Source organism: Streptomyces sp. NPDC037301 (assembly GCF_055602785.1).
In genome coordinates this window covers 25,173-50,510 of the sequence record NZ_JBVJWD010000003.1, presented here as the reverse complement: position 1 = coordinate 50,510, position 25,338 = coordinate 25,173, and the positions used below count along the sequence as shown (strand labels likewise).

The following is a 25,338-nucleotide window of genomic DNA, read 5'->3' as shown; positions in this document are numbered from 1 at the left end:
TCTCCGCTCACCCCCAGGATCCGCTGGGGCGGTAGCCGTACGCGGCCAGCTCCTCGACGCAGGCGAGGGGTGCGTGCGGGACGACCCTGCCGTCGGGGGTCTCGGCGAACACCTCGCTGGACAGCACGCGGCCGTCGACACCGTTCACTTCGCGTACGGAGGTGACCACGCGGCGCAGTGTGCCGCCGTTCTGGAAGTTGTTGCGGCGCTCGACGAAGACCACGAAGTTGATGGCGCCGGCCACCAGCATCTGGCTCGCTTCGATGGGCAGCCGCTCGGTGGCCTGCAGCGCGTAGGTGGAGATACGGCTGAAGACCTCGCTGGAGCTGTTGGCGTGGATCGTGGAGAGGGAGCCGTCGTTGCCTTGCGACATCGCGTTGAGCATGGTGACGATCTCGTCGCCGAGCACCTCGCCCACGATCACGCGGGACGGGTTCATACGCAGGGAACGACGCACGAGCTCGGACATCATGATGGCGCCGTGCCCCTCGGAGTTGGGCAGCCGCTCCTCGAAGGCCACGACGTTGGGGTGCAGCTCGGGGAACTGGTCGAGGCCCAGCTCCAAGGCCCGCTCTACGGTGATCAGTCGCTCCTGCGGAGGAATCTCGTTGGCGAGCGCGCGCAGCAACGTGGTCTTTCCCGCATTGGTCGCGCCCGCGATCATGATGTTCTTACGGGCCCGGACCGCACAGGCCAGGAAGTGTCCCACCTCCGGGGTGACCGTTCCGTTCCCGACCATGTCGGACATGAAGACCTTGCCCATCCGGGCGCGCCGGATGGAGAGCGCGGGCCTTCGGGTCACGTCCATGACCGCCGACAGCCGGGAGCCGTCGGGCAGCCGAAGGTCGAGCTGGGGGTTGGCGGAGTCGAAGGGCCGCGAGGACAGGCCCGAGTACGCGCCGAGGACCTGGATCAGCTCGATGAGCTCCTCGTCGGTCTCGGCCACCGGCTCCCTGCGGACCTCCTTGCCGTCCGCGTACCCGACGAAGACCTGATCGCAGCCGTTGATGTCGATGTTCTCGACCTCGGGGTCGTCGAGCAGCGGCTGCAGCCGCCCCACCCCGAAGAGCGCGGCGTGCACGGCGGCCGCGAACTGCTCCTCGGTCTCGGCGTCGAGCGGAGTACGGCCGGCGTTGATCTCGGCCCGCGCGTACTCCTCCAGTATCTGAGCGATGACGGCCCGCGCGTACTGGCGCTCGTCCTCGCCGGACATCTGGGGGACGCCGGACACCTGGTCCAGTCGGCGCTGCTCGGCGATCCGGTCTCCGGCGTCCTGACGGAACCGCTTGACCAGCTGGTGGTCGATGGCGCTCATCGACGCGCACCCGGCATCGGACCCGGCATCCGGCCCTGAGCCTGACCGGGTATCTGCCCTGGCATGTGCCCGGGAGCCGAACCCTGAACGGGGGACGCCCAGGCGGCGCCGAACTGCTGGTGGACGTCACGGGTGATCTGCCGGGCGGACCGGATCAACAGCGACTTGTCGAGCCGACCGCGCCTGCGCCCTGCCAACTGCTCGGCGCCGACGGGGTCGTGGGCCAGCGTGCCGAGCACGCGAGCGACGGACTGCGCGGCAATCAGCATGCTGTTGACCTGGTTGGCGACCTTCGCCGAGTCGCCGGGATCGGCAACCAGCAGGACGCCGATGAGCGGCGTGGCGAGCTGGGCGGCTCCGCGCGTCGAACCGTGCAGCCGGGCGGAGAGCGCAAGCGCCCGGTCCCGTACGCGGGCGATGCTCTCCGGCTGCGTACGCGCGATGAGCAGCACCAGACTGGCGTGCGCGAACAGCTCGGTGGCAGGGGTCTCCCCGCTGATCCGGCCGCAGTCGGCGATGACGTCGGCCGGGGCCTGCGGGGACTCCGCGAGCGCGGCGAAGGCGCGGCCGAGCAGGGCCCACTGACCGACCAGGCCCGCGGCCTGCTCGGACGAACCGATACCGACGAGGACGTCGAGGCCGCCGGACAGCGTCTGGGAATGGTCCCAGAGCTGGTCGGGGGCGAGCCCTCGGCGCGCGGTCGCGGCGATCGAGAGCATGCCGGTGTTGGGGTTCAGCGGGCCGCCGTGGGCGGCCTGGCTGCGGTAGACGAGGTCGCCGCCGGCGGGGTCCGCCTCGGCAAGCAGCACGCGGCGCGGCCAGACGGCGGAGAGCGCGACGGCCGCGGTGGTGACACCGGGCGATCCCTTGTCGGCGGCGAGTGCGATGAGCGCCATGTCTTCTGCTTTCCTGTGCGCTCGTGAATCAGCTGCTGGTCGACGGAACCAGCACCAGGGCGACCTGCCCGGCCGCGGCGGCCTGGGTCAGCGCCGCGACGTCGGAGCTGCTGACCATGACGGTGACGGGCAGGCTGCCACTGCCGATGGTCGAGTCGTCGCCCTTGACGATGTCGTTGACCTTGGCGTCCTGGACGATCAACGCGTTGGCGTTGCTGCCGCCGCTCTTGTCCGCGTCGGCGCCGACGCGGTACGCGGAGACCCGGTCGCCCACCTTGATCCCCGCTGGGTACTGACCCTCCTTGAGGGCGAGCCCCACGAAGGCCTTTCCGTCCGGCAGCCCCGCCTTGTCCGAGAACATCTGCCCGATGGCGATGGTGCCTTTCACCAGTGTGTTCTTGGCCTGGAGCTTCTTCAGGGCGTTCCGCTGCTCCCACCGGACGTAGTTGACGCTCGGATCGTCCGCGACCATCACGGGGGCGATGGAGTCGTCGGTCACGGCCTTCCCGGCCGGTACATCCGCGGAAATCCGCACGACCTCGATCCGCTCACCGGCCCGCAGCACGAGCACGGTGGCACCGAGGGCCCCGACGAGGATGAGCAGCACCGCGAGCGCGGCAAGCGCAGGCTTGCGTTCGCGCGCGGGCGTGGGAAGCCTCTCACCGACGTGCTGGGCGGACCCGGAACCCCTGTGGATACCCGCCCCCGTACGCTCCTGCACCTTCACGCAAACGCTCCCCGTTTATCGCCACAGACGATTCGGCCATTTACCAACACGTCACCACGGACAGGCGAGTTGACCGGAACTCATGAGATGCCTAAGGCCATCGCACCGTAGCAGTCGCACACAAGTACCTCAAGGCAGACCAGGGTCCCCACGAAGCCCACAAGGCCCTTCACCTTCCACCCATTCCGTGATGCATACGGCTCCACGGATGTCGACTACGCACTCGTGAACCCGGCTCTCCCCCACGCCCGGACACCTTCGATGCCGATCGGCGCGGCAGCACCGACGCAAGCCCGGAATCACAAGCAGCTGCGAACAGGTAACAAAACTGGCCATCTTCGAGCCGTATTCGAAAACGCTACGCTGACGGCGGCGAGCAAAGACGAAGACGGCAGAGGCGGGGGCCATGAGCGACAATCGGACAACCGGGGTGCCCGGCAGCACATTCGAGGCTCCCGCATACCACCCGCAGTCGCCGATATCCGGGACCCGGAAGCTCTTCAGCTCCCTGATGTGGGCCGTGCTCCTTCCCTGCCTGATGATCCTGGGTGCCGGAATCGGCCAGTGGGTGCTCTGGATCGGCGTGGTCGTCATGCTGGTGGCCATCGCGGTCGCCGTCTGCCTGATCGGTGGCGCCTGGCACCGCGCCGGCGCCGCGACGCTGGCCGCGGTCAGTGGCTTCGCGTTGACGCTCTTCGCGGGGCCCGCGATGTACGAGGTCTATATGAAGACCGCGGGTGATCCGGTCGCGGCCGTGGTGACCGAGGTGACCAACGAGGACAACCGGCGGGGCGCAGAGTGGTTCTGCACCGTCGAGGAGGTCGGCGGCGACCACAAGGAATACGAGGTGTCCGAGCAGCAGAACTGCTTCGGTCAGGCCAAAGAGGGCGACCACGTCGAGATCCGCAAGGACCCACTCGGCCTGCTCGCCCCACGGCTGCCCGACAGCCCGGACCAGCGGAACACCACGGATAGCACCGTCGACATCACCGCGGGTCTCCTCCTGCTGACCGCTGTCACCGTCTTCTACGGGGGGCAGCGCCGCCGGAACTGGTAGCACCCGCGTCGTTCGCCACGGGACCCGCGCTGCGCACCACGATGCGCGTGCGCTTCCTGGCGCCCACCCGCACGGCTGCGAGCAGCTACCCCTGACCGCCTTTGCTCTTCGCGTTGTTCCTCTCGGCGAGCAAGCACCTCGTGTGCGACACCACCACCAGCTGCGTGAAGACACCGTACGAACCGGGCTACCGGTAACCTGCCTGACCGCTCCTGCCGTTCGTGACCGCCGGCGTCTGCACCGCACTCGCGGTGGCGGGGTTCGTCACGCTGCTCGTCGCCCGGTGGCGCACGCGTAAAGACCGGATCCGTACGTGACGGGTAACAGGCCAGAGGCTTTGAGGAGAAAGGGTGTCGAAATGAGCGACTTCGAGTTCGAGATGGAGCCGCTGCGCGACGAGTGGGTCAGTGGATATTGCGGCACGGTAGGGCCGTTCGGCAATGTCAACGTGTTTTCCAGGATCAACAAGCCCGGGGAGGAGCCCAGTCGGCAGGCAGCCCTGGAGGGTTCCCAATTCCCAGAAACCCTCTTCAGCGGGGGTGCCGGAGTGCTGCCCTCCCTTGGACGGGGGCTGGCTGAAGGCGGAAGGCACCGTGGTCGACATCGATTTGAGGGTCAAGGGGGTCCGGAAGGGCTCCCGCTGGCTGGAGTTGGCCTACCGCGAACGTCACTACACGTATGTCTCCGCAGGGAACTTCAAGGAAGCTCGACTGCATCGTGAGGGGGCCACCGTCACCATGTGCCGCGGCCGACACGTACCCAGGACCGGCGGAACGCGGATCGGGAAGGCCGAAGGGGACGTGGACGCCACGGATCTCGTGCTCGTGCTCGTGCTCGTGCTCGTGCTCGTGCTCGTGCTCGTGCTCGTGCTCGTGCTCGTGCTCGTGCTCGTGCTGGAGAAGGTGGACAAGTCAGCCCTGACGACCACCAGTGCTCTGTTCGCCATCCCGATGAACTTCCTCTTCGGCCGTCAGCGGGACGAGGGTGAACTGGCGTGATGCGTACCGCACCGAGAATTAGGACGCTCAATGAATGCAGCACCGGGCTCAAAGCCGATCCGCCGTGCACAGGGGCGGCGGCTCACGGCGATCACCGTCGATGCGGCGCTCGCTATACTGTCCGGCTTTTCGGCTGGCGTAGCCATGGGTAGCACGTTCACCGACGGAGTGGCGGTCCTCCATCCGCAGTCACCAAGGTTTTGGACGGTGGCCGTCGCAACTTCCGTCGCCTTCTCCTTCTTCAACCACGTGCTGATCACCCTTGTGGCTCGCGCCAGTATCGGCAAGGCCATTACCGGGCTGCGAGTCGTGCGCGTCATCGACGGCAAACGCCCACGCGTCGGCCAGCTCGTCGGACGCTGGCTGTTCGGCTTCTACTGGATGGCGGTGTTCGTGCCGATCCATGTTGCGACCGATTCCGATGTCGAGCAGCAGGACGCGGTGGGACTGCGTGTCATGCGGCCGATCAGTTGACCCAGATCAACCCAATCAGGTGTGTCGGCGGCGGCTGAATCCTGGTTCTGGATCACTTTTGATGCAGGACTGACAGGCGGTTACCGTCACGGGTTTCCGGCACGCGGTCAGCGGTTGAGGAGGATGCGCTTGCGCAGATTCGTCCCCACGCTGCCTGGTACACGGCACCAGCCGTCCTCCTCGCCGCCGCCCTGGCGCTCGCGGTCACCGGGGGTCGCCCTCGGCTTGTTCCTCTCGGCAAGCAAGCGCCTCGTGTGCGACACCGCCACCAACTGCGCGAAGACGCCGTACGAGCAGGGCTACCAGGACCCGGCCTGGCCGCTCTGGCCGTTCGTGACTGCCGGCGTCTGCGCTGCACTCACGGTGGTGGGGTTCACCACGCTGCTCGCCGCCGGGGCGGTGCTCGCGTAGCGGCCGAATCCGTGCTTGACGGGTAACAGGTAGGAGGCTTTGGGGTGTTCGCCGTGGCGAAACCACGCGCCACCCAGATAGCGTCATGTTGCTTCAGACATCAGTTGTCCCACGGGGAGTCGCCAGTGAACCGCCGCTCTTTGCCCATTGCTACCGCGCTCACCGCCACCGCAGTCCTGCTCCTGACCGCATGCGGCGGCGGCAACGACAAGCCCAAGGCCAACGACAAGATCGCGGGCGCCGACGAGGGCGAGACGAAGCCAACGACTCCGAGCGCTTCCCCCACCGCGCCTCCGGGACGGCCGGAGATCACCCTGCCGAGCGACGTCAAGGACGTGTTCGAAGGCTGGAAGACCGGAGACGCCACCAAGGACGCGATTCTGAGCGACGCCGCCCAGGCACAGAGTGCGACCAACTACGCGATCACGCAAGGCGATGTCGATGAGCCAGCCCTCGCCTTCTATCGGCAGGGCGACGCCCTCATCAGCGGAATGAAGTGGGTTCAGTCATTCGTCGATGAAGGAATCTCCTACACCGGGACGGTGCGCTACTTCAAGCCCAAGATCTCAGTTTTTGACGAAGAATCTGCAGGTCTCGTCTTCTGCGCTGATGAGAGCGCGGCCCACAACAAGGATAGGAAGACCGGGAAAGTCGACAAGACGCCACCCAGCGACAAGTCATTCCTGCTGTACAGCACTCGCCTGGAGAAGAACGCACAGGGCATCTGGCAAACGACGAAACTCGTCTCGCAGAGGGGGCACAAGACGTGCACGCTGTGAGATCACATAGAGGCTGGCTGAGCATCGGAGTACTGGCGACAGCGTGCGCGCTGATTCCCAGTACGGCCATGGCGGAAAGAGGCGGTGGTGGTTCCGACGGTGCCACCGAGACCGGAGCGAGTGCAAACGGAAGGCAACTCACCTCACGGGTGTCCTTCAACGGGGCTACGAAGGGGAGCGGCGGCGAACGCGCCGGGAGCTTCACTCCCGCCGGTAACTGGAGCCCGCCCGCCTGCTGGTACGAGCCGCGGTCGCCGGCGGAGTTCCAGAAGTACGTGGAAGGCTTCTACGAGTCGACCGTGAACTACCCCGGTCAGCACAGCTACGCCAAGACAGCCGCCGGCCAGTTCCGGAACATGTACAAGGACGGCGAGTACAAGAACTACAACCTCGACAAGGCCGACGAGGGCGCCTTCTGGGTAGCCGTCCAGGACAAGGACCGCTGGGACGAGCCCGACGCGTGGACCTGCAGCGAACTGCCCTTCTGGGTCGAGAACGGCGACACGCCCACTGTCAAGAACAGCGTCACGCCCGAAGTCCTCGCACAACTCGCCTACAACCAGGTCCAGGTCCCCGAGACCAAGGTCAGCCTGGCCCCCGCGAACAACACCAAGGTCAACCTCCCGACCTGGGCCTGGCTCGACGAGGCGAAGTTCAAGCCCGTCTCCGTCACTGCGTCCCTCAACACCGCCGGCCTCAACCTTCAGTCGACCGTCACGGCCACGCCGGTCTCCCTCCGCATCGAGCCCGGCACGAAAGACGCACAACTCCACCCAGGCTCCGGCGAATGCACCATCCAGAACGGCCGCATCGGCGCCCCATATACGAAGGGCAACGCCGACAAGACCCCACCCTGCGGGCTCACCTACCTACGCTCCTCCGGCAACGGCACCTACCAACTCCAGGCCACCCTCACCTGGAAGGTCACCTGGACCGGCACCGGCACCCCCGGCGGCAACCTCCCCGACGGCACCTTCGGCACCACCCAGAACATCACCGTCCAGGAAATCCAGGCCATCAACCGCTGAGAGACCTCGTATGTACATCGAAAAGCTCCCCAAGACCTGGTCCGCCATCTGCATCGGCATCTACCTGGCCGGAGTCGCCTACATGGGGTTCGACTCGGTCCCGCAGGACACGGGCCCCTGGCTCGCCGTCTCGGCGCTCTTCCTCCTCATCCTGCTGCCCTGCCTCTCCGTACCGATCTCGAAGGCCATCTACAACCGCATCCAGATCGACCCGGTCCAGGGCACCCTGCGCGTCGGCCGCGAGCGGATCCCCCTCGCGAATGTGGACCCGGCATCCGTCCACCAGGAACTCCAGCAGCAATCCCTGAGCCACGCCCAGCGATACGCCGCCTCGATGGGCAACATCGATGCCCCCGTCCCTGGCCTCCGGGCGGCCGACCGTGGCGCACCCCGCCTCGTCGGCGGCTGCTGGGGCGTTCCCATGGGCATGGACAGCGTCGTGATCCGCACCCGGCAGGGCGAACCCCTCTCCATCGCCACCCACAACCGAATGGCCTTCCTCACCGCGCTGGCCAACGCCACCACCTCCGGTACACGCTGAAACCGATAGGAGAGGATGGCCAACATGCCTTCTTTTGACAGCTCCCGAGGCCGTTTCCGGCTGGCTGACCGCCACATCGCCGTGCTCGCACACCTTTTGGGCAAGGAGACCCCGCCCGCGGAGCTCTTCCACTCCCTGCGCGAACTGCAGCAGACCGGCCTCGTCGGCCCGGAGGGTGAACTCTCGCCGTTGCTGCGAGATCTGTTGACCGCCGTGGCCAATCCGCTGGTCCTGATCCAGGCGGAGGTGACCGGTCAGCACGGGCCGCTGACCCACGGTGTCGTGGTGGGCCAGGACGCGGTCTTCTCCCACGACGGTTGGCCCGGCGAGGAGGAGTCCGAGTACGTCCCCATCGAGCCCAGCACCCTGGTGTGGGAGCTGGCCCGCAAGGTCAAGTTGCAACGCGTCGAGATCGAGGAGTCCGAGCTGCTCGACGTCTCCGAGATCAAGACGACGATGGGTGCCCTGGACGCGACATTCGCCGCTCTGGAACAGGCTTCGGACGACGTGGACGCCACCAGGACGGCTGCCCTCGACGCCCTCTCCGGCGCAAGCGACCTCACCGAGCCCGAGCTTTCCACCCTGGTCGAGCTCACCATGGCACTCAACTCCACCTGGCGCATCACCACAGCCTGGGAGGGCAAGCCGGGAGCCGCCTCGATGCGGAGCATCGCGGTATGGGGCTGCGGACGTCACGGCTACTGGCAGCGCGTACTGCCCCAGGAGCCCATCCAGGAGGGCGAGATTGGTCCCGACAGCACGCTGCAGGTCGTCCGGACCAGCGCCGGCGACCTCTGGGACCAGATCGCCGACCTCCTTCCCGACAAGGAAGACCTCGTCGGGAACAACGCGTAGCCGTAGGGAACTCACCGGGGGAGCACCGTGCGAAACGTCAACGCAGACGACCTGGATCAGCTTGCGAAGCTCATCGACGGCAAGGGCGGGGTGGGTGACAAGCTCGCGGAAGCCATGACCCGGGCGTCCACACTCGGGGTCTCGGACAGGCTTGCGCCGATCAAGCCGATGCGTACGTGGGTCACGGACACTGGTCCGGACATGCGCACGCGTGCGACCAAAGTCAGGGAAGAGACCCTGTTCGAGCGGGGCCACCGGGAGACATACAGCGACTGGCTGATGCGGATCGAGGCCCACTACCTCGCGAAGGTGCCAGGCCTCAGCCAAATCGGCGAGAAGGGGATCGAAGACGTCCTGAACAAAGTCTCGGACGTCGGCACCTTCATCAAAGTCGGCGGGGGTGGTTTGCTGTACGCCAGCGTTCTGGGGACCAACATCTTCCAGAACTCCTGGCACAACGGCCTGCTGCGCAAAGCGGTGAATAAGGGGTGGCTCACGAGCGCAGCGCGGATGCTCCCCGCCGGCAAGCTCCGCTCCCTCGCCGCCCCGGGAAGTTGGCTCCCGGGAAAACTCGGCAATGCGTTCAGCAGGAGCTCCCTTTATCAAGACCTCATCAGGATCCCCGGCACCTCCACCATCCGCGGGGATTTGCTCGGCAGTGGCTGGAATCGGCTGCGAGGGCTCCCCGGAGTAGGTCGTATCTTTTCTAACGGAATCGTCGATGCCGCGATTGGATCCGACAAATTAGCCAAGGCCTTCGGCGGGGTATCACATTCCGGTGCAACTGTCACCCGGGCCGGACATGCGAGCCTATGGAAAGTCTTCTCCAAGGCCTCTAAAGTTCAACGGTTCGCCAATAGCATCCCCGGCGCCGCGAGGACCGCCTCCCCATGGCTCACCGGCCTGAAGACTGCAGGCAAAACGGCTGGCGTCATACGATTGGCCGGCGTCGGCATGAGCGCCATTTCCACTGGTGTAAGTTTCGCCAATGTCTGGGCTCAGGGAAATCCGAGTAAAGCCTTCAAAGAGAAGGGTGCCGGATACGTCGCAGACGTGGCGGAAGTCGGCTTCAACGCATCCTTGACCGCATCCATGATCGCCCCCAACCCCGTCACGATCGGTCTGACAGTCGGCTTCGGCGCGGTGTACGCCGGAGCAAAGATCGTAGAGAACTGGGACGGCATCAAGGCGGGGGCTGGCAAGGCGGCGGACTGGGTCGGAGACAAGGCCTCAAAGGTCGGCTCCGGTATCGCCAACGGCGCCAAGAGCCTCGCAAAGAAGGCAAATCCCATGAGCTGGTTCTGAAATCTTCATAGAGGCGGAACGCTTGGATACATTCACGTTCGAACTGCAAGAATTCTCCCATAGACGAGAAACCGGACGCAAAGGTATCGCCGGACCATTTGGCGAGGTGTCTACCGCACGGCAGAAGATCTCGATCAAGGAGAGCAGAAAAAGGGGCAATTGCAGCGAAGTCGTGTTGCGCGGCGAGCAGATGCCGGAGATCCTCTACCGCGGGATCGGCCCGGGACGCCCAACCTTGGAGGATCCGCATCTCTTCATCAACAACATGCCTGTAAAACTCAACTTCAACAGACTCGCCCTCCGGAATAAGACCCGGGCACTGCATCTGACCCACCAGGACCGCACCTGGACATACACCGTGGTACATCCCGACCGAAACTCAGCCCTAGCGCGTGAAGGGGTTCAGATCTCGCTTGACCGAAAGAAAAGCTCCAAAGGGAGAGGCACTAGCAGCTACGGCACGGCATCCAGAGATACGGACGCCGTCGACTTGGCCCTGGCCATCATTTTTGAGGACATCCAAACTTATTCATTGACATCAGGAGGAGCGATCATCTCGGCGGTCAACAGGATTCTCACACCCCGTCGCGGGGATGTGAATGAGGTCATTCCCCTAGGGGACTAAATACGACCGATTCTGAAGCGTCAACCGGAATATGGAAGCACCATGAATGAATTTCAATTCGAACTCAAACCATTCACCACCAAGCAAGAGGTTGGCCGCAAAGGAACCGTGGGGCCATTCGGTGAAGCCGCCGTCGCCTACGTACGCAAGAAGTGGTCAGACACCACCGAGAGCAAAATCGAGCTGCGCCTTCACGGCGAGCAGATGCCAGAGGCCACATACAGGTCACTCGGCACGAACCAACCCACCTTGAAAGATTCATACCTTCTTCTCAATGGGACCCCCGTCGAACTTAACTTCAATAAACGCGCCTTCCGGAACAAGGCTCGCGCACTGAAGTTGACCTATCAGGAGCGCGCATACGAATACACCGTAACGGGTGTTGGTAAAGGCGGCATCCTGCGCCGACCTGATGTAGAGATCACTATCGCCCGCAAGAAAAACCCCACCGGAAAGGGACTCAGCAGCTTTGGGACCGTGACCGGGGAGGCTGATGCGATCGATCTCGCGATGGCCATCGTCTTCGAAGAGGTCGACACGATTGACCTGACGTCGTCCGGGGCAGCAGCCGCGGCACTCAACAAGATCTATAACCTTCCACGTGCCAACGACGGAAACTACGCGGACTGAATCGTCCAACACAACCCACGACCGAACCGAACGGGGAGAAGAAGGATGGCGGACCCGGAACTCCAGGAACTCACCAAGCGCGCAGCCCAGCTCCGCAGCCTCGCCGACCACATAGCGAGCATCGTCGACGCGCCCCACACCCATGCCACCACCACCATGAAGAAGTGGGAAGGTCCCCACGCCGTGCGCACGCGCGGCGAGTTGAAGACCTGGCGCAGCAAGTGCGACACCGTCGCGGAGGCGCTGCGCGAAGAAGCTCGCACCTGCGACAAGTCCGTCAAGGACGCCCGGCAGCACAAGTCTTGAACGGTGTTTGGACAGTCAGTGGTCCGCAGGGGACCGGGAGGAAGTAGACGATGCGAGTCCTGGTGACGGTCGTGCGGGAAGGAGTTGCCCCGCAGGACCTCTTGGTCACCCTGGAGGAAGCCGCGACCGCCGCAGACGTGGCGGCTTGCCTGGCCGGTGGCGGCAGGCCCGCGTCCGGGGCGGGGTACGAGCAGGTGCCACCCCCCGTCGTCATTCCCCTTCGGTCCCAGTGGAGCGAACAAGTACCGGGGGCCGACGACGCCGGGATTCCGCCCGAGCTCTGGGTGGACGGCCGCCGGTGCGCGCCGACGCTCCCCGCATCGGCCGTGCTCCGCGACGGTGTCCGCATCACCACCGACGGCGCCATCGGCCCGTTCATGCGGGCCGGGGAACCGACGGGACGCTACGAACTCCATGTCAGCGGCGGCCCCGGGGCCGGCCTTGTCGCCCGGATCCAGGTCGGCAGATCAACCATCGGTGCCGGTCCGGCCTGCACACTGCCCCTCGCCGACCTCTCACTTCCGGCTCTCGCTCTCGAGCTCTCGGTCAATCTGGACGGGGCTGTCACGCTCCACCCCCAGGAAGGCGTGTCCTCCATCCTCGACGACCACGAGGTCGACGCGGACTGCGACTGGCCCGTGGGTGCGGTCGTCAGAGTCGGTGACTCCGTCATCGGCCTGCGGGAACCGCAGGAACCGGATGCCCACTTGTCCGCCACGGAAGACGGCGGCTACGCCTACAACCGCCCCCCTCGGCTGTCACCACTGCGCCGACGTCCCCGGCTCCTCGTCCCCGTCGAGCCTGTGAAGGGCGAAGGGCCGCGCCTCCAGCTGCTCGCCTCGATGATCCCGGCCTTCTTCGGCGTGGGTATGTACTTCATGACCAAGCAGATCTACACACTGCTCTTCTGCGCCATGAGCCCGCTCATGATGATCGGCTACTGGGCCGGCGAGGCCCGCCACGAACGCAAGAAGCACAAGCAGGCGGTCAAGAAATACAAGGCTGACAGCGCTGAGTACGAGACGAAGCTGACCGAGCTCGGCAAGGCGGACCAGCGTGCGCGCAGGGAAGCCCATCCCGATCCGGCGGAGCTGCTCCTCTGGGCCACCGGCCCGCGTCGCCGGCTCTGGGAACGCAGGATCGTGGATCCCGACGCGCTGCAGCTGCGGGTCGGCCTCGCCGCTCTCCCCTCGGACATCGAGCTGCGCTCCGCCAATGGCGGTGCTCTCGACGAGTCAGCGCAACCGCCGGTCCTCGCGGACGTCCCCGCGGTACTGCCGCTCGCCGAACTGGGCGTCGCCGGCATCGCGGGCGACCGCAGCTCCGCCCTGGGTGTCGCGAACTGGCTGGTCGCGCAGGCCGCGATCCTGCACAGCCCCCGGGATCTCGCGCTCGTCGTACTCTCCTCCTCCCCGGATGCCCAGACCGTCTGGAACTGGGTGCACTGGCTGCCCCACACCACTCCCCAGACAGGTCAGAGCTGCCTTTCGCTGGTCGGCTCCGACCCCGAGGTCATGGGGCGCCGCGTCCAGGAACTGCTCGCCGAACTGGAGCGTCGAAAGGCGGCATCCAATCAGTTCAACACGGCCAACCCGCTGAGCCCCGATCCGTACACGTTGATCGTTCTGGACGGCGCACGCCTGCTGCGCCGCATGCCGGGGGTGCCGCAACTCCTCAAAGAGGGCCCTCTTTTCTCCATGTTCGCTCTCTGCATCGAAGACGACGAGCGCCTGCTACCCGAAGAATGCAAGGCGGCCATCAACGGGCGGCCCGATGTCCCGAACCATGTCGCCATCAACGGCGGAGGACTGGAGGCGGTGGGCGACGTACTGGCGGATCAGGTGTCGACGGCCTGGTGCGAACTCGTCGCCCGGTCGCTGGCACCCGTACGGGATGTGAGTCTGGACGACGCCAACGCGGCGCTGCCCACCGCGGCACGCCTGCTGTCGCTGCTCGGGATGTCCGACCCGACCGGCGCGGATGTCGCCGGTATCTGGAAGCGGGGCGGGGCGACGACCGAGGTGCCGATCGGTATAGCGGCCGACGGCGCCTTCATGCTCGACATCAGGCGCGACGGCCCGCACGCCCTGGTGGCGGGTACGACCGGGGCCGGTAAGTCCGAGCTCCTCCAGACGATCATCGCGTCGCTGGCCGTCGCCAACCGACCCGACGCCCTGAACTTCGTCCTGATCGACTACAAGGGCGGCAGTGCCTTCATGGACTGCGCCCGGCTCCCGCACACCGTCGGCATGGTGAGCGACCTCGACGCGCACCTGACCGAGCGGGCCCTCGCCTCCCTGGCCGCCGAGCTCAAGCGGCGCGAGGAGATTCTGTTCGAGACGGGCACCAAGGACATCGAGGACTACGGCGACACCCGGAAGCTCCGCCCCGAACTCGAGCCGATGGCCCGACTCGTCCTGATCATCGACGAGTTCGCCTCACTTGTCGCGGAACTGCCGGACTTCATCGCGGGCCTGGTGGACATCGCCAGGCGGGGCCGCTCCCTCGGAGTACACCTCATTCTGGCGACCCAGCGTCCGGCCGGTGTGGTCAGCCAGGACATCCGGGCCAACACCAACCTGCGGATCGCGCTCCGGGTGACGGACGGCGCGGAGTCCTCGGACGTCATCGACGCCCCCGACGCCGGGGTCATCGCGAAGTCCACACCGGGCCGGGCGTACGTCCGTTCCGGCGCGCAGTCGCTCGTGGCCGTCCAGTCGGCCCGCATCGGTGGCCGGCGCCCGAGCATCGGTACGGATCGCCCCAAGGCCGTCGTGGCCCCCGTGGACTGGAGGTCCTTCGGCCGCCCGGCCCCCCGCGCCGCCGAGAGCGAGGACGACGGGACGATGGTCACCGACCTCAGCGTGCTGGTCGACGCAGTACGAGACGGTGCGGAGCTGATGGACTTCGGCACCCAGCGCAGCCCCTGGCTTCCGCCGCTGCCCGAGCAGTTGGCGCTTGGCGATCTGCCGGAGAACAGCGCTTCACCGGAGCTCGCCGACGAAGTCGCGCCGATCCGGATGGGCCTCACAGACCTTCCCTCGGAGCAGAGCCGCACCGCGCTGACGCTGGACCTCGTACATGGCGAGCACATCATGCTGATCGGCGGCCCGCGGTCGGGTCGTTCAACCGCGCTGCGCACCCTTGCGGGTTCACTGGTCGCGAGCACCTCGCCCAGGGACGTACACCTCTACGGCATCGACTGCGGAGCCAACGCGCTGCTGCCGCTGACAAGGCTTCCGCACTGCGGGGCGGTGGTCACCCGTGACCAACCCGACCGGGTGCGGCGACTGCTCGACCGGCTGAAGGCCGAAATCTCCCGTCGGCAACAGCTCTTGGCCATGCAAGGGCTTTCGAGTGCCGCCGAGCAGCGAGCGGCGGCGGCTCCCGAGGACCGACTGCCTTGGATGGTGCTCCTCCTGGACGGCTGGGAGGGGTACACCTCGGCGCTGGAGGGCATCGACTACGGCCAGCTCATCGAGATGGTCATCAAGATCTTCCGGGAGGGCGCGGCCGTGGGGGTGAAGGTCGTCATGACGGCGGACCGGAGCGGGTTCAGCGGCCAGGTCTCCCCGTCGTTCGGTGACAAGCTCATCCTGCGGATGACCGACAGCAGCGACTACTCGCTGGCAGGTCTGTCCACCCGGGAGACGCCCAAAAGCATGCCGTCCGGCCGGGCACTGCGCATGACCGACCACGGAGTCCAGGAGAGCCAGATCGCCCTCCTGGCCCCGGACGCGGCCGGACAGGCTCAAGTCGCGGCCCTGCGCGATATCGGCCAGGAGGCGCTGCGGGTTCACGGCGTTCCCCCTCGGGGTCTACGTCCGCTGCGGGTGGACGAACTGCCCATGCGATTCACCGCCGAGGAAGCCAAGGCCCTCGACCCGACGCTCACTGCTCCGTCACCGCTCTGGACGCTCTTCTGCGTGGGTGGGGATGAACTCGAGCCGATCGGCATCGACTTGGAGGAGTCGGGTCCCGGCTTCCTGATCGCGGGGCCCCCCAAGTCGGGTCGGTCAACCAGCCTGCTCGTGGCGGCGCGCACCCTACTGGACCAGCAGGTGCCACTGATCCTCGTCACTCCTCGCCGCTCGCTGCTACGTGTGCTGGAGACCGAGGCAGGCGTCCTCGGTGTACTCGACTCGGAGAGCTCGGCAAGAGATCTCGCCGAGCTGACCGGCCGCGCGAACGGCACATACGCCGTCCTGGTCGACGATGCCGAGATGCTCTACGACACCGAGCTCGACACCGCCCTGGAGGAGGTTGCGCAGAGCGGGAGGGACGGCGGGATCGCCGTGATCGCGGCCGGCGCCACGGACACACTCAGCTCGCAGTACCGGGGGTTCGCGGTGGAGGTCCGGCGGTCGCGCCAGGGCCTGATCCTTTCGCCCCAGAGTGCGTCGGACGGCGAGCTGTTCAACATGCGGCTGCCCAGCCCGGGCAGCGGCCCCACGGGGCGCGGCCTGCTCATCCGCAATGGCCAGGCGATGCCGGTCCAGGCACTGCTCGACGCCTAGCCGGCCAGCCCCCATCGGCGGAAGAGAAATGCCGGGGTGGCCCCATCGGGCCATCCCGGCATCAACCCGTCCGGGCCGCCTACTACCTGGTGGCCTCGTCGATCCGGTCGTGACTGCTCTTCGCAGACTTGTGCGCGTCGCCGAGGGAGTTGGCGAGCTTGTCAAGGTGCGGCTTGAATCCAGTCCAGTCGTCACGGAACCGGTCGGCGCCCGGACCCTTCCAGTAACCGTGGCTGTCTTTGGACTTGCTGTCCAGCAGGGTGATCAGGTCGCGGACCTCACCCTCCTTCTTCTGGAACGCTTCGTACAGGCTCTTGAGCTCTGTGAGACTTGCACCGCGGTCGATGCCGCCGGGTCCACCAGCCACTTGAGACCTCCCCGTGTCGCATACGCAAACAACTTCAGCTGTTCCAGGGGACGCTACCGCATCACACACAACGCTTGGTAGAAAAGCAGATGGTTGGAAGAGTCAGGTGACCGTCCGCTTCCGAACCCGCCATGGCACACCCCACCAGCCCCACACCCCTCTGCTGTCTGCTGGGCTTCCCTGCCGAGGCCTCCTGCAGCTCGAGTCGGATCGCCGTCGGACACCAGGTGCACGTCATCGTCGCGGTGGCTTCCGCACAGCCGGTGGTCGACTGCTCGAGAAGTCCATACGTTCCGTGATGTGCAGCATCCGGCACGTGCCCGAGTCCGGGGCCCCTCAGCGGATCATCATCGTGAGCGCACTGGCCCCGACCGCTGAGCCTCCGTGGGCCGCATCACGACGACTCGGAACCGTACGGAGCCAACCGATCACCCATCAGGCCCTCCTCTCTTCCGTCATCACCCGCCGCGTCCAAAGGCACCCGGAGCCCGCTATGAAACGCCTGCCCAGGATCCTCGCCGCCGCCCTCGCCCTCGGCCCCGCAGCCGCTCCGGTCACCGGCTTCCCCAAGGCGGTATTTCGACCCGAAGTACGCGAACATCGGCTTTCCGGTCCTCGTCGCACTGCCTGATGGAATCGGCTATCCGACGAATTACTGGATGGGTAGGGACCTCATACCCCAGTCGAGCATCAGCACGTGGCCGGAAGAGGGAAAGGTCTTCCGTTCATCGTGATGCCCGCTCTCAACCCGGACGACAAGCACTATTCGGATGGAAGTGGTATTCCGGCAACTGAAAATGGACACCTGGCTGACCGAGGACGTGCTGGATTTCGTCCGGGCGAATTTCCATACCTTCACGTCCCGAGAACTGCACCAAGGGCCCGGTGAAGACCCGCCTCCAGGTCACCCAGGGCGGCGGGTCAAACGCCAAGAGCTATGTGCGGGGCATGGGGGACGGCTAGATCGCGTGGATCAGCCGGCACATGCAGGGCCCCATCCCCGCCCCGCCGCCCGGTCAGCCGCCGAGCAGCTCGACCTTCACGTCCGCCGGGAAGCCGGTCGTCGGACCGACCCGGCGCGCGAACTCCTGTACGCCCGCCAGCTGGTCCGGGCCGAAGCGGAAGTCCAGGGTCGTGAAGTACCGCTCCAGCACCTCCGCGTCGAAGGCCTCCCAGCGCGCCGCCTGCTCCGCGACCTTGGTGACCTCCTCCAGGGAGACGTCCCGCGAGGCCAGGAAGGCCTCGTGCACCTTGCTCACGTGGTGGGGCTCGGCCGCCAGATAGTCCTTGCGGGCCGCCCAGACCGCGAAGACGAACGGCAGCCCGGTCCAGTCCTTCCACATCTGGCCCAGGTCGTGGACCTGGAGACCGAGCCGGGGTGCGTCGTGCAGGTTGGCGCGCAGTGCGGCGTCGCCGATCAGCACGGCGGCGTCCGCCTCCTGCATCATCACGCCGAGGTCCGGCGGGCAGGTGTAGTAGTCCGGGCTGACCCCGTACCGCTCGGCGAGCAGCAGCTGGGCCAGACGCACGGAGGTGCGCGAGGTCGAACCGAGCGCCACCCGGGCCCGGTCCAGCTGGTCGAGCGGCACCTGCGACACGATCACGCACGACATGACGGGCCCGTCGCAGCCCACCGCGATGTCCGGGAAGGCGACCAGGTCGTCGGCGTTGCGGAGGAACTCCACCAGCGTGACGGGACCGATGTCCAGATCGCCCCTGATCAGCTGCTCACTGAGCTTCTCCGGGGTGTCCTTCGAGAGCTCCAGGTCGAGCAGGGTTCCGGTTCTCGCCAGTCCCCAGTACAGGGGGAGGCAGTTCAGGAACTGGATGTGGCCGACGCGCGGCCGGCTGCGACGGTCGTCGCCTGCGACAGTTGAGACGGTTGAATTGTCCACATCGTGAGGCTAGACCCGTGGTGCCTTCCGGACGGCACCGGGTGTGCGGGGCGTCGCCCGATCCCACTTCCCGGGGCGCACCGATGCCGCCCCGGAGGAGCGCGCCAAAGCCTTCCCCCGTACCCCCTGAAGGCACCTCCACAACACCCTCCAGGACACCCACTTCGTCAGCTCATCAGCAGGGCTATCAAACATCCGAGTGAAGTGATCTTTCCCTCTACCCTTCCGTACACGCTGCGTGCTAGGCTCGACGCAAGTTGCAGTTTGGTTTCCCTTGCAGTACAGAGCCTGCGGAGCATGTAACCCGCAGGCTTTTGTAGTTTTCAGACTTCTTTGCAGGTTCTGGAGCAGGGCAACCCTTTGGCCCAAGGAGGGCTTATGGCTACCGGAACCGTCAAGTGGTTCAACGCTGAAAAGGGCTTCGGCTTCATCGCCCAGGACGGCGGCGGCCCGGATGTCTTCGTCCACTACTCCGCGATCAACGCGTCCGGGTTCCGCTCCCTCGAGGAGAACCAGGTCGTGAACTTCGACGTCACTCAGGGACCCAAGGGTCCGCAGGCTGAGAACGTCACCCCGGCCTAGTTGCCCGGGTCGGCCGATCGCGGCCGGCTAGTAGTACCCAAGGAGCCCCGTTCCTCCGCCTCGGCGGAGGAACGGGGCTCCTGCCTTTTCTCCCGCCTTCTCCCCTCTCGGCGGCATCGGGGCACTGCGATGCTTGACCTTGACACCGTGTGAAGCAGTGCAGTGGGAGACATCATGTTCACCATCGGAGACTTCGCCCGGTACGGACGGGTGTCGGCCCGGATGCTGCGCCACTACGACGCCATCGGGCTCCTGCACCCCGACCGCACCGATCCCGCCACCGGCTACCGCTTCTACGGGGCCGCCCAGCTCGCACGCCTCAACCGCATCATCGCCCTCAAGGATCTCGGCTTCACGCTCCAGCAGGTGCAGGCCATCCTCGACGAGCAGGTGGGGTCAAAGGAGCTGCGCGGGATGCTGCGGCTGCGGCGGGCGGAGCTGGAGGAGGCCATGGCGGCTGCGGCCGCACGGCTGGCGCAGGTCGAGGCGAGGCTCCGGTCGATCGAGAGCGAGGGACGCATGTCTGCGGACGATGTGGTGGTCAAGAGTGTTGCCGCGGTACGGGTGGCCGAGCTGACCGGCACCGCGGCAGGCTACGAACCGGAGGACATCACTCCAGTGATCGGCCCGCTGTACGACCGGCTCTTCCCGCTGCTGGGCACGGTGGGCGTCAGCCCGAGCGGCCCCGGGATCGCACACTACGAGGATGCCCCGGAGGGTGGCGGCGCGGTCGTCGTCCACGCCGGGGTGACGGTCTCCGCCCCGGTGGGCCCGCTCGGCGACACCGGGATCACGGTTGTCGAGCTGCCCCCGTTCGAGGCGGCGACCATTGTCCACCGGGGTTCGATGGACGGCGTGCTGCCGACGGCCCAGGCCCTGGCCCGCTGGATCGACGCCAACGGCTACCGGTCCGCGGGATACGCCCGCGAGATCAGCCTGGAGTGCCCCGAGGACCAGGACAAGTGGGTGACGGAACTCCAGGAGCCGGTCACCAGGGCCTGACTCCCTCCGGACACCCGCAGGCCGAAAGGAACGTGACATCCCCCCGGGTGTCACGTTCGTCGGCGCCCCCTACCGTCCTCCGGGCCCCGCCCACAGCCCGTCGTCCGTCAGCCCCAGCAGGTCGATCGCGTTGCGGCGCACGATCCGGTCCACGACATCGGCGTCCAGATGCCCCATCTGCGCCTCGCCGACCTCGCGCGACTCGGGCCAGGTGGAGTCGGAGTGCGGGTAGTCCGTCTCGTACAGAACGTTCCCGATGCCGATCGAGTCGAGGTTCTTCAGCCCGAAGGCATCGTCGAAGAAGCAGCCGTAGACGTGCTCGGCGAACAGCTCCGACGGCGGACGGTGGACCTTGTCGGCGACGCCGCCCCAGGCCCGGTTCTCCTCCCAGACCACGTCGGCACGTTCCAGGATGTACGGAATCCAGCCGATCTGGCCCTCCGCGTACATGATCCGCAGGTTCGGGAACCGTTCGAACTTGCCGCTCATCAGCCAGTCGACCATCGAGAAGCAGCAGTTGGCGAAGGTGATGGTGGAACCGACGGCGGGCGGGGCGTCGGGCGAGGTGGACGGCATCTTCGAGGACGAGCCGATGTGCATCGCGATCACCGTCCCCGTCTCGTCACAGGCCCGCAGGAACGGATCCCACTCGTCCGTATGAATGGACGGCAGCCCGAGATGCGGAGGTATTTCGGAGAACGCCACCGCGCGCACACCGCGCGCCGCGTTCCGCCGGACCTCGTCCGCGGCCAACTGCGCGTCCCAGAGCGGGATCAGGGTGAGCGGGATGAGCCGGCCCCGCGCCTCGGGCCCGCACCACTCCTCCACCATCCAGTCGTTGTATGCCCGGACCCCGAGCAGCCCCAGCTCGCGGTCCTTCGCTTCGGTGAAGGTCTGGCCGCAGAAGCGGGGGAAGGTGGGGAAGCAGAGGGCGGACTGGACGTGGTTGACGTCCATGTCGGCTAGCCGGTCAGGGACCGAGAACGAACCCGGGCGCATCTGCTCGTACGTGATGACCTCAAGCCTGATCTCGTCCCGGTCGTAGCCGACCGCGGTGTCGAGCCGGGTGAGCGGGCGGTGCAGATCCTCGTACACCCACCAGTCGCCGATCGGCCCGTCGTCACCCTTCGCACCCATCACGGGCGCGAACTTGCCGCCCATGAACGTCATTTCCTTGAGCGGTGCACGGACGATCCGCGGGCCGCGGTCGAGGTACTTGGACGGGAGCCGGTCCCGCCAGACATGAGCGGGCTCCACCGTGTGGTCGTCCACCGAGATGATCTTCGGGAAGGTCTCCATGCCTACCACGGTAGCGTTGATCTGACGAACCGTCAGCTATCTGTACCGAGCCCCGTTCCACAATCGTTGTCGAGGGCTTGTGCAGAGAGCCACCCACTGCTGACGTGTCCGCCCATAACAAGGCAGACTGTTGAGCGCGATACCAGCGGTACCGAGCAATCCGGATCCCCCCCCCGTACCGGACCGGCACATGGGCGGGCCATCCGGAACAGACAGCACCAGCACGATCGGCAGGACCGGCGGGGCGAGCAGGACAGGGGGCATCAATGGACCGTGACGACCACGGGCCACGCGTGCGTGTTCCGGGGCAACGGGCTCCGCAGCAGCAGTCGGCCGACGACACCTATCTGCGCTTTTCCGTACTCGGCCCGGTACGGGCCTGGCGGGACGGAGAAGCGCTGCCGTCCGGTTCACCTCAGCAGCGCGCTCTGTTGACCGCACTGCTCCTGCGCGACGGCCGCACGGCCACGGCCTCCGAACTCATCGACGCCATCTGGGGTGAGGAACCGCCCTCGCAGGCGCTCGCCGCCGTACGCACGTACGCCTCTCGGCTCCGTAAGGTCCTCGACCCGCAGACGCTGGTCAGCGACGCCGGCGGTTACGCGATCCGGACCAGGAACGACGCCTTCGACCTGACCATGGCCCAGGAGTTGGTGGCCGAGGCGGAGAAGGCCCGCGCGGGCGGCGACCGCGCCCAGGCCCGCAGTCTCTTCAGCAAGGCGCTCGGTCTGTGGGACGGCGAGACCCTGGCCTCCGTGCCCGGCCCGTACGCCGAGAACCAGCGCACCCGGCTGGAGGAGTGGCGGCTCCAGCTCACCGAGACCCGGCTCGACCTGGACCTGGAGGTCGGCTGCCACGCGGAGGCGGTCTCCGAACTGACCGCGCTCACCGCCGCGCACCCGCTGCGTGAACGGCTGCGCGAACTCCTCATGGTCGCCCTGTACCGCAGCGGCCGGCAGGCCGAGGCGCTCGCGGTGTACGCCGACACCCGGCGGCTGCTCGCCGACGAACTGGGCGTCGACCCGCGCCCCGAGCTCTCCCAGCTCCAGCAGCGCATCCTGCAGGCCGACGAGGAACTGGCCCGCCCGGCCGACGAACCGGCCCCGGCCGCCGCACCGCTGCGTCCCGCCCAGCTCCCGGCCACCGTCCCGGACTTCACGGGCCGCGCCTCCTTCGTACGGGAGCTGGGCGACCGGCTGGCGACCGCCGAGGGTTCGGTCATGGCCGTCTCGGCACTGGCCGGCATCGGCGGCGTCGGCAAGACGACCCTCGCCGTGCACGTCGCCCACCAGGCACGCCAGCACTTCCCGGACGGTCAGCTGTACGTGGACCTCCAGGGCGCCGGCGCCCGCGCCGCCGAACCGGAGACGGTCCTCGGCGCCTTCCTGCGCGCGCTGGGCACGGCGGACTCGGTGATCCCCGACTCCCTGGACGAACGCGCCGCGCTCTACCGCTCCACGCTCGACGGCCGCCGCATCCTGGTCCTCCTCGACAACGCCCATGACGCGGCCCAGATCCGCCCCCTGCTCCCGGGCACCGCGGGCTGCGCGGCCCTGGTCACCAGCCGCGTCCGCATGGTCGACCTGGCCGGCGCGCACCTGGTCGACCTGGACGTGATGTCCCCGGAGGAGGCGCTCCAGCTCTTCACCCGCATCGTGGGCGAGGAGCGCATCAGCTCCGAGCGCGAGGCCGCCCTCGACGTGGTCGCCGCCTGCGGCTTCCTCCCCCTGGCCATCCGCATCGCCGCCTCCCGCCTGGCCTCACGCCGCACCTGGACGGTCTCCGTCCTGGCCGCCAAACTCGCCGACGAACGCCGCCGCCTGGACGAACTCCAGGCCGGCGACCTCGCGGTGAAGGCCACCTTCGAACTCGGCTACGGCCAACTGGAGCCCGCCCAGGCCCGCGCCTTCCGCCTCCTGGGCCTGGCCGACGGCCCCGACATCTCCCTGGCGGCGGCGGCAGCCCTGCTCAACCTGGAAGCCCACGCGGCGGAAGACCTGCTGGAGGCCCTGGTCGACACGTCGCTGCTGGAGTCGGCGGCGCCGGGGCGGTACCGGTACCACGACCTGGTGCGCCTCTACGCGCGTTCCTGCGCGGAACGGGACGAAGAGCGGCCACAGGAGCGGGCGTTGGCGCTGTCGCGACTGCTGGACTTCTATCTGGCCACGGCGGCGGGGGTGTATGCGCTGGAGCGGCCGGGGGAGCGCGTGCTCGACCACTTCGAACCAACGCTCTGCCCGGGGCTGTCGTTCTCGACCCCCGCAGCGGCGCTGGACTGGCTTTTCAACGAGTCCAGCGGACTGCTTGCATGCGCCCGACAGTCTGCGGCGCAGGGCATGCTCCGCAAAGCCGCTGATCTCCTTATGGCCGCCGTGGATCTGGGCGAATCGGGAGCCAGTTCGCACCAGTTCACCCAGGCAGCGACTGCGGTCTCCGAGGCGGCCCGGACTGCGGGTGACGTTCAGGCGGAGGGTCGCGCGCGCACCATGCTGACCCATGTACACAGCATCTCGGGCCGGTTCACCGATGCGGAGAACGATGCACGGCGGGCCTTGGAATTGGGGCTGGCCGCCGGAGACCCGGTCTCATCCAGTCAGGCACCCAACCAACTCGGGATCATCGCCCTCTACGAGAACCGCCATACCGACGCAGAGGCCCATTTCACCCAAGCTCTGACTGCCTTCCGAGCGGACAACAACAAGTCGGGTGAAGCATCGGCGCTCTGCAATATGTCCAGGGTTCACCTGGCCACGGACCGGAAGATGAGCGCGGTGGGCCTGGCCCAGCAAGGCATCGCTCTTTACGAATCGGACGGCAGAGAACAGGCCCTCCGCCTGGCCAACGGAAAATACGCTCTCGGCCTGGCCTTCACCGGTGCGGGCCAGACATCCCAGGCACGGCAGGTACTCACCGAGGCCCTGGACGTCTTTCGGGACAGCAGGCAGCGGTTCTGGCATGGCATGACACTGTTTCGGCTGGCAGAGGCGGAGCTGGCCGACCACGAACCTGCGCAAGCTGCCGCACAGGCAGAGCAAGCCCTCGCCGTACTGCACGGAATCGGCGGCGAGTGGAGGCGTGCCAACATCCTCACCGTGCTCGGCCTCAGTCTCACCCCTCTCGGTCAGACCGATCGGGCGCAGGCCTGTTGGCGTGAGGCGCTCACGGTTTTCGAAGACCTCGGGGCGGCCGAAGCCGACCATGTGCGCGCCCTTCTGCATCCGGCCACAGTGATCTGAGGTTCGTGTACCGCGTTCATCATTCGTTTATCGCTCCCCGGCACTCTCTTACTCATCGATCCGTCGCGTCGGGGGGCAGACGGGTCGGCGTGTGGCCTCACCGCTAGGGTGAACGGCCCTGGAATGCCCGTCCGGCGATCCACGGGGGAACCGCCGGACGGGCACACCAACCACTACGTCCACGCTTTCAGGAGTTGACCTTCATGGCCGACAACAACCGCATCCTCAAGCCGACCGACGCGCACGCATCCGGCGAGGAAATCACCACGCAGGACGCTCACGCGTCGAGCGAGCCTCTCAAGCCGGCGGATGCCCACGCATCTGGCGAGGAGATCACCACCCTGGACGCCCACGCGTCGGCACCGAAGCCCAACTAAGACCTTCACCTTCACGGGGAGCGGGGGGGGGGGGGGGGGGGGGGGGGGGGGGGGGGGGGGGGGGGTTTTTGTTTTGTTGGGTCTCCCGTCCTTCCAGTCCCCCCGCGTTTTTTTGT

General features: G+C 66.9%; 23 protein-coding genes. 17 read left to right on the top strand and 6 right to left on the bottom strand.

The annotated features are described in order from the left end of the window. Positions 1-7: 7 nt before the first annotated feature. From ACZ7IB_RS06200 to ACZ7IB_RS06190, 3 genes are read right to left on the bottom strand one after another with little or no spacing between them, the layout of a single operon-like run. Positions 8-1,315, bottom strand: coding sequence for a CpaF family protein (locus ACZ7IB_RS06200; protein ID WP_470909631.1), 1,308 nt, complete (start codon positions 1,313-1,315; stop codon positions 8-10). Further along, entirely contained in the window at positions 1,312-2,211 is a 900-nt protein-coding gene (locus tag ACZ7IB_RS06195) for a hypothetical protein (protein WP_470909629.1), read from the bottom strand. Before ACZ7IB_RS06195 ends, ACZ7IB_RS06200 begins: the two co-directional genes overlap by 4 nt. A gap of 28 nt (positions 2,212-2,239) precedes the next feature. Then, a complete protein-coding gene (locus ACZ7IB_RS06190) occupies positions 2,240-2,938 on the bottom strand; it encodes a hypothetical protein (protein WP_470909626.1) in 699 nt (232 codons plus the stop codon). 406 nt (positions 2,939-3,344) lie between these two features. On the opposite strand from ACZ7IB_RS06190, the gene ACZ7IB_RS06185 reads away from it, so the two are divergent. The 13 genes from ACZ7IB_RS06185 to ACZ7IB_RS06125 all read left to right on the top strand — a co-directional run bounded on the left by ACZ7IB_RS06185 (position 3,345) and on the right by ACZ7IB_RS06125 (position 16,464). After that, positions 3,345-3,995, top strand: a complete 651-nt coding sequence (locus ACZ7IB_RS06185) for a hypothetical protein (protein ID WP_470909624.1) — start codon at positions 3,345-3,347, stop codon at positions 3,993-3,995. A 593-nt stretch (positions 3,996-4,588) separates the two neighbouring features. Then, a complete protein-coding gene (locus tag ACZ7IB_RS06180; protein WP_470909622.1) occupies positions 4,589-4,993 on the top strand; it encodes a hypothetical protein in 405 nt (134 codons plus the stop codon). 30 nt (positions 4,994-5,023) lie between these two features. Further along, positions 5,024-5,467, top strand: coding sequence for an RDD family protein (locus ACZ7IB_RS06175; RefSeq protein ID WP_470909620.1), 444 nt, complete (start codon positions 5,024-5,026; stop codon positions 5,465-5,467). Positions 5,468-5,596: 129 nt separating this feature from the next. After that, complete coding sequence (locus ACZ7IB_RS06170) at positions 5,597-5,878, top strand: hypothetical protein (RefSeq protein WP_470909618.1); 282 nt, start codon at positions 5,597-5,599, stop codon at positions 5,876-5,878. Between the two features lie 125 nt (positions 5,879-6,003). Next, a complete protein-coding gene (locus ACZ7IB_RS06165) occupies positions 6,004-6,657 on the top strand; it encodes a hypothetical protein (RefSeq protein WP_470909616.1) in 654 nt (217 codons plus the stop codon). Between the two features lie 68 nt (positions 6,658-6,725). Further along, a complete protein-coding gene (locus tag ACZ7IB_RS06160; RefSeq protein ID WP_470909614.1) occupies positions 6,726-7,685 on the top strand; it encodes a hypothetical protein in 960 nt (319 codons plus the stop codon). A 10-nt stretch (positions 7,686-7,695) separates the two neighbouring features. Then, a complete protein-coding gene (locus tag ACZ7IB_RS06155) occupies positions 7,696-8,226 on the top strand; it encodes a hypothetical protein (protein WP_470909613.1) in 531 nt (176 codons plus the stop codon). A 24-nt stretch (positions 8,227-8,250) separates the two neighbouring features. Further along, positions 8,251-9,081 carry a hypothetical protein gene (locus tag ACZ7IB_RS06150; RefSeq protein WP_470909612.1) on the top strand — a complete coding sequence of 277 codons (831 nt, stop codon included), beginning with the start codon at positions 8,251-8,253 and terminating at the stop codon, positions 9,079-9,081. A gap of 27 nt (positions 9,082-9,108) precedes the next feature. Continuing rightward, positions 9,109-10,386 (top strand): PE-PGRS family protein, encoded by a 1,278-nt coding sequence (locus tag ACZ7IB_RS06145; RefSeq protein ID WP_470909610.1) that lies wholly within the window; start codon positions 9,109-9,111, stop codon positions 10,384-10,386. Between the two features lie 22 nt (positions 10,387-10,408). After that, positions 10,409-11,011, top strand: a complete 603-nt coding sequence (locus ACZ7IB_RS06140) for a hypothetical protein (protein WP_470909609.1) — start codon at positions 10,409-10,411, stop codon at positions 11,009-11,011. A gap of 42 nt (positions 11,012-11,053) precedes the next feature. Beyond that, entirely contained in the window at positions 11,054-11,641 is a 588-nt protein-coding gene (locus tag ACZ7IB_RS06135; protein WP_470909608.1) for a hypothetical protein, read from the top strand. 45 nt (positions 11,642-11,686) lie between these two features. Beyond that, positions 11,687-11,947: a hypothetical protein gene (locus ACZ7IB_RS06130; protein ID WP_470909607.1), complete on the top strand. Its 261-nt coding sequence runs from the start codon at positions 11,687-11,689 to the stop codon at positions 11,945-11,947. 50 nt (positions 11,948-11,997) lie between these two features. Then, positions 11,998-16,464 carry an FtsK/SpoIIIE domain-containing protein gene (locus tag ACZ7IB_RS06125; protein ID WP_470909606.1) on the top strand — a complete coding sequence of 1,489 codons (4,467 nt, stop codon included), beginning with the start codon at positions 11,998-12,000 and terminating at the stop codon, positions 16,462-16,464. Between the two features lie 82 nt (positions 16,465-16,546). On the opposite strand, the gene ACZ7IB_RS06120 is transcribed toward ACZ7IB_RS06125, so the two are convergent. After that, the gene (locus tag ACZ7IB_RS06120) at positions 16,547-16,831 is read right to left on the bottom strand and encodes a WXG100 family type VII secretion target (RefSeq protein WP_266747845.1); all 285 of its coding nucleotides are present in this window, start codon (positions 16,829-16,831) and stop codon (positions 16,547-16,549) included. Positions 16,832-17,847: 1,016 nt separating this feature from the next. Beyond that, positions 17,848-18,726: a menaquinone biosynthetic enzyme MqnA/MqnD family protein gene (locus ACZ7IB_RS06115; RefSeq protein ID WP_266358853.1), complete on the bottom strand. Its 879-nt coding sequence runs from the start codon at positions 18,724-18,726 to the stop codon at positions 17,848-17,850. A 378-nt stretch (positions 18,727-19,104) separates the two neighbouring features. On the opposite strand from ACZ7IB_RS06115, the gene ACZ7IB_RS06110 reads away from it, so the two are divergent. Both ACZ7IB_RS06110 and ACZ7IB_RS06105 read left to right on the top strand, forming a co-directional pair. Continuing rightward, positions 19,105-19,308 carry a cold-shock protein gene (locus ACZ7IB_RS06110; RefSeq protein ID WP_003967102.1) on the top strand — a complete coding sequence of 68 codons (204 nt, stop codon included), beginning with the start codon at positions 19,105-19,107 and terminating at the stop codon, positions 19,306-19,308. Positions 19,309-19,482: 174 nt separating this feature from the next. Further along, positions 19,483-20,310, top strand: coding sequence for a MerR family transcriptional regulator (locus tag ACZ7IB_RS06105; RefSeq protein ID WP_470909604.1), 828 nt, complete (start codon positions 19,483-19,485; stop codon positions 20,308-20,310). A gap of 69 nt (positions 20,311-20,379) precedes the next feature. On the opposite strand, the gene ACZ7IB_RS06100 is transcribed toward ACZ7IB_RS06105, so the two are convergent. Continuing rightward, positions 20,380-21,609: an amidohydrolase family protein gene (locus ACZ7IB_RS06100; RefSeq protein WP_470909602.1), complete on the bottom strand. Its 1,230-nt coding sequence runs from the start codon at positions 21,607-21,609 to the stop codon at positions 20,380-20,382. Positions 21,610-21,875: 266 nt separating this feature from the next. On the opposite strand from ACZ7IB_RS06100, the gene afsR reads away from it, so the two are divergent. Both afsR and ACZ7IB_RS06090 read left to right on the top strand, forming a co-directional pair. Then, positions 21,876-24,845, top strand: a complete 2,970-nt coding sequence (gene afsR / locus ACZ7IB_RS06095) for an SARP-family global regulator AfsR (RefSeq protein ID WP_470909600.1) — start codon at positions 21,876-21,878, stop codon at positions 24,843-24,845. Positions 24,846-25,048: 203 nt separating this feature from the next. Continuing rightward, a complete protein-coding gene (locus tag ACZ7IB_RS06090; RefSeq protein ID WP_470909598.1) occupies positions 25,049-25,222 on the top strand; it encodes a hypothetical protein in 174 nt (57 codons plus the stop codon). Positions 25,223-25,338: the final 116 nt, after the last annotated feature.